Here is a 14906-nt window from a genome sequence, read left to right on the forward strand (position 1 = left end):
GCAACCTTTTACAAATTATGCCATCTATACTATTAACTAAACTAAATATTTTGAAACTGAGTTTTAATTATTCTATTCAAAATACCTGTATTTTTTATTGGAATACACAAAAGTATTCAAACAAGATACGTTTAGAGAGTTTGGCTAATAAATTGATGTTTGGTTAATTTCAATTATTGCACATTCTTATAAGAGAACTTTAAAGTATAGCTACTTTATTGTTCTCTTTTTTTTTTGAGTGATATTTCAAAAATCATTTCTTTAGAAAAAAATCATAACTAAAAATATATATATTTACATTTTTTCTAACAAAAAAACCTCTCTACTAATAGTTAACCAATTAAAATGAAAATCAAATTTTCTATCATCCTAATTATCACAATTGTATATACAGCAATATCACAAAATGGCAATCCTAATGATTATTTAACACCTCAATTTCATAAAGCAAGAAGAGAAGCATTGCGTAAAAAAATGCCGAAAAATAGTGTAGCAGTATTTTTTGGAAATCCAATACATAACAGAGCCAATGATGTCGATTTTGTGTATCATCAGGATCCAAACCTCTATTACTTAACTGGTTATAAAGAATCAAACTGTGTTTTATTGATTTTTTCAGATAAACAAACTGATAAATTTGGTAAAATTTATAACGAACAATTATATATTCAAGAAAAAAATCCAAAAGCAGAACAATGGACCGGTATACGGTTAGGAATTGAAGGTGCCGTAAAAAAATTAGGATTTGACAATGCTCTCAATGGAAAAGAATTTCTAAAGGAAAGTGTAAATTTTTATAGCTTTGACAATGTGTTTTTTACAGAATTTAAAGAAGATTACCGCGATTTAAAAAATGAAGAAGCTGATATTTTTAAATTAGTAAATTCATTTAAAAAACAAATTGGGTACTCTACAAATTTGGAAACGAATAATACAAATAGTAATGGAATTGTACCTAAAAAAGCAAAGATAGATACAAAAACTTTAAATACGTACATGGCCAGTTTGCGTGAAATAAAATCCGATGAAGAAATTCAATTATTAACAAAAACCATTCGAATTTCTGCAATGGGACAACGCGAAATAATGAAAGCCATGCATACAGGAATGTCTGAAGCAGAAATTCAAGGTGTTCATGAATTTATTTACAAAAAATATGGAAGCGAATATGAGGGTTACCCATCAATAGTTGGTGCAGGAAATAATGGTTGCGTATTACATTATAGTGAAAACAGTAAAATCAAAGTTGAAAACGAACTCGTATTAATGGATCTTGGTGCTGAATATCATGGTTACACTGCCGATTTAACCCGAACTATTCCTGCCAATGGTAAATTTTCTGAAGAGCAAAAGATAATTTATGATTTGGTTTACGAAGCACAAGAAAAAGGAATTGAATCAGTACGAGTTGGAAATGTTTTTACAGCATCCGATCAGGCAGCGCGAAAAGTGATTACAAATGGATTATTACAATTGGGCATTATTAAAAAAGCAGAAGATTCTAGAAAATACTTCCCACATGGAACAACACATCATATTGGACTAGATGTTCATGATCCTGGTTTATTTTTAACATTTGAAAAAAATATGGTGGTTACAGTTGAACCCGGGATATATATTCCGATTGGCAGTAATTGCGATCCAAAATGGTGGGGAATTGCTGTTCGAATAGAAGACAATATTTTAGTAACTAATGGAAGTCCAATAAACTTATCTGAAATTGCACCTAGAAAATCAAATAAAATAGAGGCTCTCATGTCTGAAAAAAGTGTTTTGAATGATTTTATTTTACCTGAAATAGATTAAGTTTTAAATCTTAATTATAACACTATAGAAACCATTTCTTCATTATCAGTTATGGTTTCTATTTTTTAAAATTCTATATAATACAACTCTTTTATCGTTTTAAAGAGCCAAATATTCAAATACAAAAAGGGTTTAATTACTGCTTATTCAACAAATCACAATACCAAAACCCGAAGTCAAAGGCATCAGAAGCTGATGTATCACATGCCGTATTAGTTTTCTCTTTGTTTTCTGGTTTTTCATATTTACGATATACGGTTTCACCAATTTCAAAATCTATGGGCTTGGAGAATATCGGTCCATCGAAAGTAAACGTATGAAATTCACCGTTTTCACCACATACATCAACATTTTCGGGTAAATCATTAATAAAATCCTGATCGATGATGCGACCAACAAAACTCTTGTCCAAAAAACGCACGTTGACACAAACTACAATAGTTTTGAATCCCAATGCAATAAATTCCTGAATCAAATTTTGGGTAGGAACTTTCCATAACGGGAATACGCCTTCAAAACCTATTTCAGCCAATTTATCTTCTCTGTATTTTCTTAAATCTTCTAGAAAAATATCGCCAAAAATGGAATGCGTTACACCTTGTTCCTTTAATTTGGCAAGTGTAGTTTGCATAACTGCTTCGTACACTTCCATAGTTGGCATTTCGGGAATTTGCATTATTTCAAGTGGCAATCCAATGCTTTTGGCTTGTTGTTTCAATAATTCTACTCGAACACCATGCATAGAAATACGCTGAAATTGTTGGTTTACACTGGTTAATAAGCAGTGAATTTCAAATTCTTCTCCTTGCAAGATTTTGTATAATGCTAGAGCAGAATCTTTACCGCTGCTCCAATTAAATAAGGCTTTCTTTTTCAATGGTATTATATTAGTTTATTTTGGCAGTAAACTTACAAATTATGTTCGATTTGTTAATCAAACCTTTGTAACTTTGAATATCTTTAGTACCAAATTTAATTATAATGAAATACCTTTTCCTGCTTCTATCTCTATTTACATTTGCACAACAAACCAAATCGGTTGATTTCAAAACTGTTAACGGTAAAATAAGTGTCAATCCAAATACAAAAAGTGTTACAGGCGCAGTTTCCTATGTTTTTAAAGTCTTAAAACCGATTGACACCATCAAAATTGATGCACAAAATATGACATTTTCTGAAGTGGAACTAAACAACAAAAAGATTCCTTTTGTAACCAACGGAAAAGAATTATTGCTGATTTATCCTTTCCACAAAGGCAAAAATCACTTACAGTTTTCATACCAGGCCAAACCCAAACAAACAATGTATTTTGTAGGTTCAGAAACAACCCAAAACTTACAAATTTGGACACAAGGACAAGGAAAATATACCAGTCATTGGTTTCCTAGTTTTGATGATGTCAACGAAAAAGTAATTTTTAATATGGAAATAATATTTGATTCTAAATACCAAATTTTGTCCAATGGAGTTTTGAAAAAAAAATATAACGAAAAAGACATGACACATTGGAGTTACCAAATGAAAAAACCAATGAGTTCGTATTTGTTGATGATTGCAATAGGAAATTTTAACAAAAGCCACCAAAAATCTAAATCTGGAATTCCATTAGATATGTACATTAATCCAAAAGACATTAGCAAACAAGAACCTACTTATCGCTATTCTAAGGAAATTTTTGATTATTTGGAAAAAGAAATAGGAGTGAAGTACCCTTGGAAAATTTATAGACAAATTCCTGTCTCAGAATTTCTGTATGCTGGTATGGAAAATACTAGTGCAACTTTATTTACAACCCGTTATGTAGTCGATGAAGTTGGTTTTGAAGATAGAAGTTATACCAATGTTAATGCACATGAATTAGCACATCAATGGTTTGGCGATTTAATAACTGCTCAAAGCGGAAAAGATCATTGGCTTCAGGAAGGTTTTGCCACCTATTATGCTTTGCTAGCCGAAAAAGAAATCTACGGGGAGGATTATTTTTATTCCAAATTATACGAATCATCCATGCAACTCAAACAGGCCTCCAAAACGGATACCATTCCGGTGTTGAATGCTAAAGCCAGCTCTCTGTCATTTTACCAAAAAGGAGCTTGGGCATTACACGTTTTAAGAGATGGAATCGGGGAGAAAGCCTTCAAAAAAGCGGTAAAAAGTTATCTGAATAAGTATGCTTACCAAAATGTAACTACACAAAATTTCTTTGACGAGATTAAGAAAGTTTCTGATTATGATTTGGCAAATTTCAGTAAAGTATGGCTAGAATCTTCTGGTTTTAATAGCGAAGTAGCCAATACATTATTAGCCAAAAACAAAGCAATGCAAGTACAACTTGAAGTTGATAAACTCAGAAACAAACCATTGGCAGAGAAATATAACTTTTTCGAAAAAACATTGCAATCTAATGTGTTTTTCACCGTAAAAGAAGCAATTGTAGGCCAACTTATGAAAGAGAACTTTGAAGACAAAAAGCAATTATTGGGACTGGCGTTGAAAACTCAAAACATTCAAGTTCGTCAGGCCGTGGCAAGTACTCTTCAAAAAATACCTGAAGAATTCAGAATCGAATATGAAACGTTACTCGATGATAAGTCGTATCAAACTCAAGAATTCGCATTGTATAATTTATGGAATAATTTTGGAAATAAAAGAAATGTGTATTTAGACAAATCAAAAAACTGGATCGGATTTAATGATTTAAATTTGAGGATTTTATGGTTATCATTAGCCATTTCAACACCCGAATATAGTGTTAATAAAGAAAAATTCATTCAGGAATTGGTCAATTATTCTTCTCCCAATTATGAAGCTACAACCAGACAAAATGCTTTAGAATACTTAATTAATTTCAATATAATCAATGAAGCAATTTTAAAAAATTTAGTCAATGCCACCACGCACCATATGTGGCAATTTTCAAAATTTGGGAGAGAAAATATTCGAGTATTATTAAAAAATCCTGAAATTAGAACTTCTTTTCAAACGATATTGCCTAGTTTGAATGAAAAAGAACAATTTCAATTGGATCGATTACTTAAAGAATAGAGGTTAAGATTCTAAGTTACTATGACTATAAGAATTTTATAAAAGAACAAAAAAAATCTAAGTTTCTAAAACAAAAACTTAGAAACTTAGCCTCTTAGAATCTAAGCAACTAAAATTACCACATCTGGCTCACTTCTTTTTTGATATAACCCAAAGCTGCATTGCTTGGCGTTTGCCTTTCTAGTAAATCATTCAACAAAGTTTCTCTCAATTGATCCGCATTATTTACAATTGGACTCATAGCCGCTTTTCGAATCATTTGGATTGTAGCATTTTTGGCAGTCGTAATAATTGTCCAACACTCATCGGTCATATAAATTTGTTGTGCCAAATTATGTTCAAATTCCTGATCGATTTGAGCAATAACAAAATTGGCGTAATCATTTTTGTCGGTCGAAATAGGAGAAATACGAGTCAGTAAATTAGAAAGACTAATGCGTTCCAAAAACAGGGTCATACGCTCGTAAGCTTGTAAACGCAAAGGCATGGAGTTTTTTTGCCCGTCTTTCATCAATAAATAGCGACGCCTTCCTTCTTCATTTTTGGTATGTAAATTAAAAAAGTAATAAGCAACCATCCCTGTGATAATTGCGGGTAAAGTATAACTCAATAATTCTAGTATTTTTGAAATATCCATTTTGTTCTATTTTTTAAAAAAGCAAAAATAATGTTTTTGAAACGAAATCAATAGCTAATTTTTTGCAATAATAGAATGTGGAATAGTATTTTTGTTATCTGTCTTAAAATCGAACAACCGTAAAGTTTTAAAAAAAAATCTTATTTTCTAAGTTAATCTGCAAGAGAGAAATACCAAATCGAATTCAAATTATATGGAGACCTACATCATCGTTTTACTTTGTTTAGCTGCTTTTTTCGCAGGTTTTATTGATGCAATTGTAGGTGGTGGCGGTCTCATACAAACTCCGGTGGGACTTATCTTATTACCTAATCTTCCCGTATCTACAGTGATAGGATCCTTGAAAATTCCAGCCTTTAGTGGTACTTCATTCGCCGCTTATCAATACATGAAAAAAGTCACAATCAATTGGCGAATCCTCATTATCATGATGCTCTTGGCCTTTCCAGCTGCCTTTTTGGGGTCGACAGTATTAACCTATGTGAGCAATGATTTCATGAAACCATTATTACTGGTGGTTCTTTCTTTATTGGCAATTTATACTTATGCAAAGAAAAATTTTGGACAACATCAAGTTAGAGATATTTCTCCAAGAACCCAAATTTTGAATGGCGTTGGAATCAGTATTGTGGTAGGATTTTACGATGGATTTATTGGTCCTGGCACGGGAAGCTTTCTTGTTGTTGCCTTTATCGCCTTAATGGGATTTGACTTCTTGCACGCTTCTGCCAATGCCAAGATGGTAAATCTGGCAACAAATTTTGGTTCTATCTGTTTATTCATGCTCAAAGGTAAAATCATCTGGGCTATCGCCTTACCGATGGCTGCCAGTAATGCAACTGGTGGTTGGATAGGGGCCAAAATAGCCATCAATCGAGGTAATAAATTCATCCGAATCTTCTTTTTAGTCGTTGTATTAGGTACATTAATTCGATTTGCTTACGATGTGTTTTTAAAAAAATAATTAAAACTTATTTTGAAAGTAGACTTAAACCTAGATTTATCATTAGAAAACTACTATAACTACATTCTTATTGAAAACCCACTCCCCGAAGTATTTCTAAAAAAAAACAAATTCTATTTAATTCTAGGAAAGCTCTGCTAAATCACCCAATTGCCTTACTACTCCAAAAAGAAAAAACAAATACATTACCTGCTACGCTCTCCAAACCACCATTTTGGTTTATACTGAATCTTCCTCAGTCCAAACTTTTTAATGGCGTGATTTTCGATATGCGCTACCAAATCGGGAACGGAATCCGTTACAAACAATAATTGCAAATCTGCAGGACTGATGCTTTCGTGTTGCACCATCATATCAATATGTTCACACAAATTTTTATGATATTCAGTATCAAAAATCACGACGGGAAATCCGGCAATTATTTTGGTTTGAATTAAAGTCAGGGCTTCAAACAATTCGTCCAAAGTGCCAATTCCGCCAGGCATCACTATGAAGGCGAAGGAATATTTCACAAGAATCACTTTTCGAACAAAAAAATACGGAATATAAATCCATTTGTGGAGATACGGATTTGGTTTTTGCTCCACGGGAAGTACAATATTACAACCCACAGAATAGCCACCTGCTTCATAAGCGCCTTTATTGGCAGCTTCCATAATACCGGGGCCGCCACCAGTCATTACGGTAAAACCCAGCTTTGCCATTGCAGCTCCAATTCGTTCCGCATCCTGATAATGATCCATCTCCGGACCAAAACGTGCCGACCCAAAAACCGTGACACAAGGCCCAATAAAGTGCATTTTACGAAAAGCCTTGATAAAGTTATATTGTACCTTGAAAGTAAAAACCAACTCCTTAAAACGAGACAAAGGTCCTTGGACGAAAGCCGATTCGTCTTTGGATAGTCGGTATTGTGACAGCTTTTTCATGGCAACCATAAAGTTATTAAATAGTTTATTTTATAACAACTAGACGATGAAGTATTTAAGATTAATTTTTTATTATTGTTTTGAAAGTCGTCACAATTTAGACTTGACAAAAATTTGACCCGAATTAACGCCCATTCAATGAAGAAAGTGCTTAATTAACATTGTCAGTTTGCTTTGTTAGGATTGCAAAAAAAAAATTCTCGAAACTACCTTTGCAAATTTTGCAAACTGTGTCTTTATAACGACTCAACACGATTTTTCTACAACTCAACCAAAACTAACTTTTTAGAAGCGAATACAAGAAATACTTTTGAATAAACTTTAAAATATTCAAGTATGAGAAATATAAAAATGAGTGCTTTGTTAGTAATTGGAATTGCTTTTGGCAGCATTATAAGTTGCAGTAATAATGACAGCGAAGATACCATAACAAATACAACCACAGCAACAACTGAAATCCCATCTGTTTACAAAAAAATATATGGAGCGACCAGCATTACCAGTGATGGAACCTATATTTACATTAAAACAAAAGATCTGCCAGATCATAAAAGTGCTTATTATCCAACAACTAATGCCTTATACGAATCCTATTCTGGAACCACTTTTGGTGGTAATACTTTTGTCAAAAATCCAAATTCGATAATTGAACAAACCGCTACAATCAAAATACCATTAAATCCTGTAGTGGCTTCGACACATGCTGCTACGCCTTTAGGTGCAATTGGTGTAGCTATAAATGGAGTGGCGCTTTTCAACCAATATGCAGGACCTAACAACCAAGCTTTGACAGGCGAAATTGCCACTTTCGACAAATATTATGGACATCCACAACAACAAGGAGTGTATCATTATCACGTGGAGCCTTTGTATTTAACTACTGTAAAATCGACAAAATCGGGTTTGATAGGATTTTTATTGGATGGTTTTCCTGTTTATGGCCCACAAGAAGAGAACGGAACGGTGGTTACCAATGCCGCTTTAGATGTTTATCACGGTCATACTCACGCAACTGTTGATTATCCAAATGGTATTTATCATTACCATTTTACCGATGAAGCACCCTATTTAAACGGAAACGGATTTTACGGAACACCTGGAACTATTTCACAATAAATGAAATTTTTCAAAATTTATTTTCTGTTTCTTTTGGCTTGTTCCTGTTCCAAGAATGAGTCAAAAGTACCTAAAATCTATAGCCTAAAATCATCCAAAGAAATTACGGTTTTGAATGATGTTGTCTATTTAAATAAAGAAAAATATTCCGGTTTTTTATTTGAATTATATCCCAATCAAGATACTATTTCTTCAGAAGGTTTTATCAACGGTCAATTGAGTGGCGTTTGCCAAAAATGGTATCCCAACAAACAACTGATGGAATCACGTTTTTATTTCAATGGGAAAAAGAACGGAAAACAATTGGCTTATTGGGAAAACGGAAACAAACGGTTTGAATTCATTGCCAAAAATGATGGATATGAAGGCGAATTGAGCGAATGGACGTTCGATGGAAAATTAATTCATTTGGCACATTTCAAAGACGGTCAGGAAGAAGGAAGTCAAAAATTATGGTATGACAATGGCAAAATTAGAGCCAACTATGTAATTATAAAAGGAAAAAGATATGGTTTATTGGGAACTAAAAATTGTAAAAATGTATCGGATAGTGTTTTTGTTGTTCAGTAGTTTAATATTGGTTAATTGTTCGAATAAAAAAGCCGAAGCCATTGCTTTACCTTATTATAACGAGCCCGATTTCACGCCAATATTCCTTACCGATAAATCCGAAATGGAATCTAAAATCAAACACACGATTGCTAATTTTTCTTTTTGGGATCAAGATAGTATTCTGATTTCTCAAAAATCGATTGAAGGGAAAATTCACATTGCCAATTTTATCTTCACGACCTGTGGCAGCATTTGCCCAAAAATGACAACCAACTTAAAAATTGTAAACGACAGCCTAAAATTCCATTCCAATATTGTAATGCTCTCCTATTCGGTTACGCCTTGGATTGACACACCGACTGTATTAAAAAATTATAAAGCTAAAAATGAAATATCGAATCCAAATTGGCATTTTCTGACGGGTTCTAAAAATGACATTTACACTTTGGCCCGCAAATCCTATTTTGCCGAAGAAGACATTGGTTTTAGTAAAGACAGCTCGGAATTCCTGCATACAGAACATTTTATTTTGGTGGATAAAACCAAAAGAATAAGAGGCATTTACAACGGAACTTTGGAATTGGAAATGCAACAAATGCTAGACGATATTAAAACTTTAGAAAAAGAAACTTACTAAAAAAACTTAATATGAAAAACAAAAAATTTAAAATCGAGAAAATAGCAGTGCTAATTGTAATAGTATTAATTACTTTCGGATGTAGCAAAGACAGTGAAAATGCAGTTGACACAACTGTTAGCACCGTTGTAAAAGTAAATTCGGATAATTTTATTCTTGCAGGATTAGCGGAACCAATAAGTATTGTTTCCAAGACACTCTCAAATGGAACAACTGTGGATTGTTATAAAATTGTTAGCAAAGGTACTCCCACTGATCATGCGATGGGTCCATGGTGTCCCACAAATATTTCGGATGGAGCAGATGCTGGTGGAATTTGGTTAAAAGACGGAAATGTATATGATGTGGATGGTGCATTTATAAAAAATTTAGCCACTTTTTTTTCTGATCCTACTTGGATGATGTACAAAAGTAGTACAGGCGAAGTGATTAAAACCAAAACACAAGCCGAATGCCAGGCAGCAGCAAACCCAAGTGTAGGACCAGAATACAAAAATTTTTGTGTGGAATGTTTACCTTCGTACGTTGCTAATTTAACTCAAACCTATTATCTCCCAGTAAGTCCTGTTAAACTAACTAATTCCATACAATTCGGAATGGGGCCACAATCTTCTGGACCTAGTCTAAGAGGAATTGCTTTTAACGGAGTTCGATTTGATGCTCCGGCACCGGTTAGCATTATTTTGGCAGCATATACACTAGCACCATTTGACGATGCCGGTGGACATATCAATTTGGGAGCGGGTTACCATTATCATGCAGCCAATGGAAAATCGAAAGAAATTGCCCAAACGGATGGACATGCACCTATGATTGGTTATGCAATTGATGGTCATGGATTGTATGCAAGACTGGATACAAAAGGAGCTGAATCAACCGATCTCGATGAATGCAGAGGACATAGTGATGCAATAAGAGGATATCATTATCATGTAGACAAAGCTGGAGCAAATAATTTTATTAATTGTTTGAAAGGAGCTTATGTTAACTAATTATTTTAATCCCAAAACAACGAAAAAATATACAATTAGAATTCTGTTCCTTTTTTATAGTTTTTCAATATTTGCACATCAGCCGGATTTGTCAACCGTAATGATTTATCAAGATGAAACAGGGAAATGCTTTTTGCAGTTCTACAGTTCATTAACCGCTTTTGAAGGTGAGGTTGATTATAAATATTCAAAAAATGCATACAAAACACCCGAAGAATTCCGAGCATTAGTAATAGCCCATTTCAACAAAAGTGTTTTGTTTATTTGTAATGCAAAAGACACGCTTAAATTTGGTAAACCACAAGTTTTGTTAGGACATGAAACTAAATTGGTAGCAGAGGTATTTGGTTTTCCAAAAAAAATCACATCGATGTATTTTAAAAATACACTTTTTATGGATATTCCACACAATCAGAGCTCCTTGATTATTTTAAAAAAAGGCTTGCCCAACCAACTTTTCGTTTTGAATAACGAAAATAAGCAAGAAATTAATTTGGTTTTAGAAAATGGGAAATGGAAATCAACAGCTGCAAATTCAGACAAAGCAATGTCGCCTTTATTTTTTTGGGGTTTATTAATAGTGCTACTGTTAAGTATTGTGCTATTTTTCAAACGAATAAAGCCTACACTTGGGGCGAAAAAATTACTTTTTCTTCTGTTCCTTTCTACTGCTACATTTGCTCAAAATAACAAGCAGAATATTCGCGGAATTGTGATCGATAAACTATCGCAAACAGCCCTAATTAAGGCGAGGTTTCAAAATTGGATTTAAAAGAAAGTTAGACCACTGATAACAAATACTATAGTAAAATTTTAGAGCCAAAATCAATACCAATTAAATATCAAATAATTATGAGATCAATTATTGTAACAACTACCTTATTTACTGTGTTATTTACAGGTTTTTGCTTTGCCCAGCCCCAAGCTGATGGCAAAGGACGTAAACCCCCCACCATTGAAGAACGATTAAAAATGGTAAACGAAAAAATTTGTCAACCACTCCAACTCGACAAAAACCAAACGGCAAAAATAAGTGTTGCCTACAAGGAGTTTTTTACAGAAATGGATAAGTTAATTGATTTTAAATCTAATCCACCCCGTATGCCGGAAAAACCGAAAGTAGAGGCACTTGCAAAAATTAGAGATTCCAAAGTAAAAAAAGTCATCCCTGAAAATGTATTTGTAAAGTATCTCGAACTCGAAAAATCGACTCGTCCACCACACGAAGGAAATCCTCCCAAGTAAAAAACAGCTTAACAAACGACTACAAAATAGGTTTTCAATAAATAACTAATCTGTAAACCAGATTTCTTTACAAATTTTATTTATAAATTGCAGTTTCAAGAAAAAAATGAAGAATTCAAAATTTAAAATAACACAAAAATTAGGGATTGCGGTTGCAATAACACTCTTTTTTAAAATTGTCTTTTTTCGGATTGAGGATTTTTTTGAGTGGGATTTAGTATTTATTACAGCAATTGTACTGATTATTTGGCAAGGAAATGAAGCTATCGACGGTTTTCTAAATACGAGACATCCTTGGATTGAAAATGCTAAAAAAAGGTTGATTGTTCAGAGTTTTCTTTCGGTTATTTTTACCTCAATTACCTTATTTACATTGATGTATACGCTTCATCAATTAAGATTTGGTGATGGTAGGATTATCGATCGTAAAATGATGGAAATATTTCCTCCAGCCATACTCTTTACTCTTGCACTTTTATCCATAAAAATCGGAACTGAGTTTTTTAATGCCTTAAAAAATAGCTTGCTTGAAGTCGAAAAATACAAAACAGAAAGTGCCAATGCACAATTGGAAAATTTAAAAAATCAATTGAATCCGCATTTTCTGTTCAATAATCTCAGTGTTTTGACTTCGTTGGTTTATAAAAATCAAGACAAAGCCGCTCATTTTATCAATGAATTATCCAAAGTCTATCGTTATGTTTTGGATAATAAAAATTCAGAATTAGTACCCTTAAAAGAAGAATTGGATTTTATAAATCATTATATCTATCTGCGAAAAATTCGATTTGAAGAAAGTATACTTTTTGAAATAAAAATAGAAGAAAGCAAGAAAAATGATTTTCTATTACCAATGTGTTTGCAAATGCTGGTCGAAAATACCATTCAGCATAACGAAACTTCGCAAGCCAATCCGTTGAAAGTTTTAATTTACACGGAGAACAATTCATTAATAATCGAAAACCCCATTTTGCCAAGAAGCAACGTTGCCGACAGCACAAAAACAGGTTTGAAAAATATAGAAAAACGCTACTCATTTTTTACTGATGACAAAGTTATCATTTCTAACAACGGCAAAATTTTTAAAGTAATTTTACCTTTAATCCAAAGAAGATGAAATGCCAATTGCATTAATTAGTCAAAAAAATAAGAGGAACTGGACATTCCATCCGACCAATAAAAAACAATAAATAGAACCAGATGAAAGTTGTCATTATTGAAGACGAAAAATTATCAGCAGAACATTTGACGGTTCTCTTGCAGAAAATAGACCCAGCTATAATTGTAATGGAGTATTTCGATACGATTAAAACTTCGGTAGCAGCTTTCCGAGAAGGCTTAAATGCCGACTTAATTTTCATGGATATTCATCTGGCGGATGGGAATAGTTTTGAGATTTTCAATCAAATAAATCTAGATATTCCTGTTATTTTTACCACCGCTTTCGATAATTATGCCATTCAAGCTTTTAAGCAAAACAGCGTTGATTATTTGCTAAAACCCATAGGATTACAAGAATTAGAATTTGCTATAGCGAAATTTAAAAAGCAACAAAAATCAGGAAACAAAGATCTTATTTCGAGTATTGCAACAGCGTATCAACAACTGAATAAAGAATTTAAAACACGTTTTTTAGTCAAATCTGGTCAAACCATTGATACTATTCCAATTGATGAAATTCATCATTTTGAAACCAAAGAAAGTTTGTCTTTTTTAGTTACGAAAAAAGGAAATCACCATCTTATTGATTATACCTTAGACCAACTAGAAACAATGTTGCAACCCAAAAATTTCTTCCGAATCAACAGGAAAATAATCCTAAATATTCATTCGATAGAGAAAGTCAGTACGTATTTTAACAGCCGCTTATCTATTGCTACAAAATTTCTGGATACTGATGCTAGAATTGTAAGCCGGGATCGCGTTAATGATTTCAAAAAATGGTTGGATAATTAAACACAAACATTATATACTTATGAAAAAAATATCCCTATTACTGTTATTGATTGCTTTTTCTACGGTTGCTCAAACCAATCCTGAAATTGCTAAAAGTGCTACCAGAATTGAAATACTTTTTCCAGAAGGGAAAACAAAAGCACTAATTTTGAGTTATGATGATGGCAGAACCGAAGACCGACAATTGGTAAAATTGATGAATAAATATCATCTTGTGGGAACTTTTCATTTAAATTCTAACAAACTAGGCACAACCAGTTATCTTGATAGAACTGAAATGAAGGATCTTTATAAAGGTCACGAAGTTTCAGTACATACGGCTAATCATCCCAATTTACCTGATATTTCTAAGATAGACGTCATTTATGAAATTGTAGAAGATCGAAAAGAGCTCGAACGCTTGATGGGATATCCCGTGAGAGGAATGGCTTATCCTTTTGGTAATACCAACGATTTTGTAATTGATGCCATGAATGGACTGGGAATTGAATACGCCAGAACCGTTGGAGATACATACAATTTTGAAATCCCAAAAGATTTTTTAAGATGGTTTCCAACGATGCATCAATTTGCGAAGGCGTATTGGGAATCCAACCAACCAGAGAAAGATGCTCAAGAAATGGCACATTTTTATACCGTTATTAAAGATTTTTTGCAAACCAAAGAATTGGCTGTATTAGATATTTGGGGACACAGTTGGGAAATGGGAACGGACCAAAACAAATGGAATGAAACCGAAAAATTCTTTAAAGTATTAGCCAATAATGAAGCAATATATTACTCCAAACAAATTGATTTGGTTGATTATATCAATGCGTTTAGAAACCTGAAATTCTCGATAGATAAAAATATAGTGACCAATACAAGCGCCATTAATGTTTATATCAAAATAAACAATACCATTTTCAAAGTTATGGCAGGTACTACGATGAACTTATCTTAATATCAGAATTTCTCCATCGGTAGGATGTTTTACAATGCAAAAAATAAGTTTTTAATCGAAAAAAAAAGTCCTAGCAAAATCAGA

15 protein-coding genes are annotated in these 14906 nt (G+C 33.0%); 12 read left to right on the forward strand and 3 right to left on the reverse strand.

The genetic code is table 11. The features are described 5' to 3' along the window. The first annotated feature begins 345 nt into the window (after positions 1-345). Positions 346-1806: an aminopeptidase P N-terminal domain-containing protein gene (locus tag OZP06_RS16510; protein WP_281323990.1), complete on the forward strand. Its 1461-nt coding sequence runs from the start codon at positions 346-348 to the stop codon at positions 1804-1806. A 136-nt stretch (positions 1807-1942) separates the two neighbouring features. Here the strand turns inward: OZP06_RS16510 and OZP06_RS16515 are convergent, their stop codons facing one another. Continuing rightward, positions 1943-2683: a diphthine--ammonia ligase gene (locus tag OZP06_RS16515; protein ID WP_269222839.1), complete on the reverse strand. Its 741-nt coding sequence runs from the start codon at positions 2681-2683 to the stop codon at positions 1943-1945. Between the two features lie 104 nt (positions 2684-2787). Here OZP06_RS16515 and OZP06_RS16520 point away from each other — a divergent pair, with 104 nt between their 5' ends. Then, positions 2788-4851, forward strand: coding sequence for a M1 family metallopeptidase (locus OZP06_RS16520; RefSeq protein WP_281323991.1), 2064 nt, complete (start codon positions 2788-2790; stop codon positions 4849-4851). A 115-nt stretch (positions 4852-4966) separates the two neighbouring features. On the opposite strand, the gene OZP06_RS16525 is transcribed toward OZP06_RS16520, so the two are convergent. Then, complete coding sequence (locus tag OZP06_RS16525) at positions 4967-5488, reverse strand: hypothetical protein (RefSeq protein WP_269222840.1); 522 nt, start codon at positions 5486-5488, stop codon at positions 4967-4969. Between the two features lie 193 nt (positions 5489-5681). Here OZP06_RS16525 and OZP06_RS16530 point away from each other — a divergent pair, with 193 nt between their 5' ends. Further along, complete coding sequence (locus tag OZP06_RS16530; protein ID WP_269222841.1) at positions 5682-6452, forward strand: TSUP family transporter; 771 nt, start codon at positions 5682-5684, stop codon at positions 6450-6452. Positions 6453-6637: 185 nt separating this feature from the next. On the opposite strand, the gene OZP06_RS16535 is transcribed toward OZP06_RS16530, so the two are convergent. Continuing rightward, complete coding sequence (locus tag OZP06_RS16535; RefSeq protein ID WP_269222842.1) at positions 6638-7381, reverse strand: TIGR00730 family Rossman fold protein; 744 nt, start codon at positions 7379-7381, stop codon at positions 6638-6640. A gap of 336 nt (positions 7382-7717) precedes the next feature. Here OZP06_RS16535 and OZP06_RS16540 point away from each other — a divergent pair, with 336 nt between their 5' ends. The 9 genes from OZP06_RS16540 to OZP06_RS16580 all read left to right on the forward strand — a co-directional run bounded on the left by OZP06_RS16540 (position 7718) and on the right by OZP06_RS16580 (position 14822). Beyond that, a complete protein-coding gene (locus OZP06_RS16540; RefSeq protein WP_269222843.1) occupies positions 7718-8497 on the forward strand; it encodes a YHYH protein in 780 nt (259 codons plus the stop codon). After that, entirely contained in the window at positions 8498-9067 is a 570-nt protein-coding gene (locus OZP06_RS16545) for a toxin-antitoxin system YwqK family antitoxin (RefSeq protein ID WP_269222844.1), read from the forward strand. Then, positions 9006-9686 (forward strand): SCO family protein, encoded by a 681-nt coding sequence (locus OZP06_RS16550; RefSeq protein ID WP_269222845.1) that lies wholly within the window; start codon positions 9006-9008, stop codon positions 9684-9686. The genes OZP06_RS16545 and OZP06_RS16550 overlap by 62 nt, the downstream gene beginning before the upstream one ends. Positions 9687-9697: 11 nt before the next feature. Then, positions 9698-10678, forward strand: coding sequence for a YHYH protein (locus OZP06_RS16555; RefSeq protein WP_281323992.1), 981 nt, complete (start codon positions 9698-9700; stop codon positions 10676-10678). Next, complete coding sequence (locus tag OZP06_RS16560) at positions 10668-11450, forward strand: hypothetical protein (RefSeq protein WP_281323993.1); 783 nt, start codon at positions 10668-10670, stop codon at positions 11448-11450. Before OZP06_RS16555 ends, OZP06_RS16560 begins: the two co-directional genes overlap by 11 nt. An 80-nt stretch (positions 11451-11530) precedes the next feature. Beyond that, positions 11531-11923 carry a hypothetical protein gene (locus tag OZP06_RS16565; RefSeq protein WP_281323994.1) on the forward strand — a complete coding sequence of 131 codons (393 nt, stop codon included), beginning with the start codon at positions 11531-11533 and terminating at the stop codon, positions 11921-11923. Between the two features lie 106 nt (positions 11924-12029). Beyond that, positions 12030-13040: a sensor histidine kinase gene (locus tag OZP06_RS16570; protein WP_269222852.1), complete on the forward strand. Its 1011-nt coding sequence runs from the start codon at positions 12030-12032 to the stop codon at positions 13038-13040. A gap of 83 nt (positions 13041-13123) precedes the next feature. Continuing rightward, positions 13124-13879, forward strand: a complete 756-nt coding sequence (locus OZP06_RS16575) for a LytTR family DNA-binding domain-containing protein (protein WP_281323995.1) — start codon at positions 13124-13126, stop codon at positions 13877-13879. Positions 13880-13898: 19 nt separating this feature from the next. Continuing rightward, positions 13899-14822, forward strand: a complete 924-nt coding sequence (locus OZP06_RS16580) for a polysaccharide deacetylase family protein (protein WP_281323996.1) — start codon at positions 13899-13901, stop codon at positions 14820-14822. Positions 14823-14906: the final 84 nt, after the last annotated feature.

It is taken from the genome of Flavobacterium sp. IMCC34518, assembly GCF_027111095.2.
In the GTDB taxonomy this organism is placed as follows: Bacteria; Bacteroidota; Bacteroidia; order Flavobacteriales; family Flavobacteriaceae; genus Flavobacterium; species Flavobacterium praedii.

What these genes read in the sequence shown, in the direction of transcription:
- OZP06_RS16520 (WP_281323991.1), top strand. Translation starts at nt 2,788, where the DNA reads ATGAAATACCTTTTCCTGCTTCTATCTCTATTTACATTTGCACAACAA.
- OZP06_RS16550 (WP_269222845.1), top strand. Translation starts at nt 9,006, where the DNA reads ATGGTTTATTGGGAACTAAAAATTGTAAAAATGTATCGGATAGTGTTT.
- OZP06_RS16530 (WP_269222841.1), top strand. Translation starts at nt 5,682, where the DNA reads ATGGAGACCTACATCATCGTTTTACTTTGTTTAGCTGCTTTTTTCGCA.
- OZP06_RS16555 (WP_281323992.1), top strand. Translation starts at nt 9,698, where the DNA reads ATGAAAAACAAAAAATTTAAAATCGAGAAAATAGCAGTGCTAATTGTA.
- OZP06_RS16540 (WP_269222843.1), top strand. Translation starts at nt 7,718, where the DNA reads ATGAGAAATATAAAAATGAGTGCTTTGTTAGTAATTGGAATTGCTTTT.
- OZP06_RS16575 (WP_281323995.1), top strand. Translation starts at nt 13,124, where the DNA reads ATGAAAGTTGTCATTATTGAAGACGAAAAATTATCAGCAGAACATTTG.
- OZP06_RS16570 (WP_269222852.1), top strand. Translation starts at nt 12,030, where the DNA reads ATGAAGAATTCAAAATTTAAAATAACACAAAAATTAGGGATTGCGGTT.
- OZP06_RS16510 (WP_281323990.1), top strand. Translation starts at nt 346, where the DNA reads ATGAAAATCAAATTTTCTATCATCCTAATTATCACAATTGTATATACA.
- OZP06_RS16545 (WP_269222844.1), top strand. Translation starts at nt 8,498, where the DNA reads ATGAAATTTTTCAAAATTTATTTTCTGTTTCTTTTGGCTTGTTCCTGT.
- OZP06_RS16560 (WP_281323993.1), top strand. Translation starts at nt 10,668, where the DNA reads ATGTTAACTAATTATTTTAATCCCAAAACAACGAAAAAATATACAATT.
- OZP06_RS16580 (WP_281323996.1), top strand. Translation starts at nt 13,899, where the DNA reads ATGAAAAAAATATCCCTATTACTGTTATTGATTGCTTTTTCTACGGTT.
- OZP06_RS16535 (WP_269222842.1), bottom strand. Translation starts at nt 7,381, where the DNA reads ATGAAAAAGCTGTCACAATACCGACTATCCAAAGACGAATCGGCTTTC.
- OZP06_RS16565 (WP_281323994.1), top strand. Translation starts at nt 11,531, where the DNA reads ATGAGATCAATTATTGTAACAACTACCTTATTTACTGTGTTATTTACA.
- OZP06_RS16525 (WP_269222840.1), bottom strand. Translation starts at nt 5,488, where the DNA reads ATGGATATTTCAAAAATACTAGAATTATTGAGTTATACTTTACCCGCA.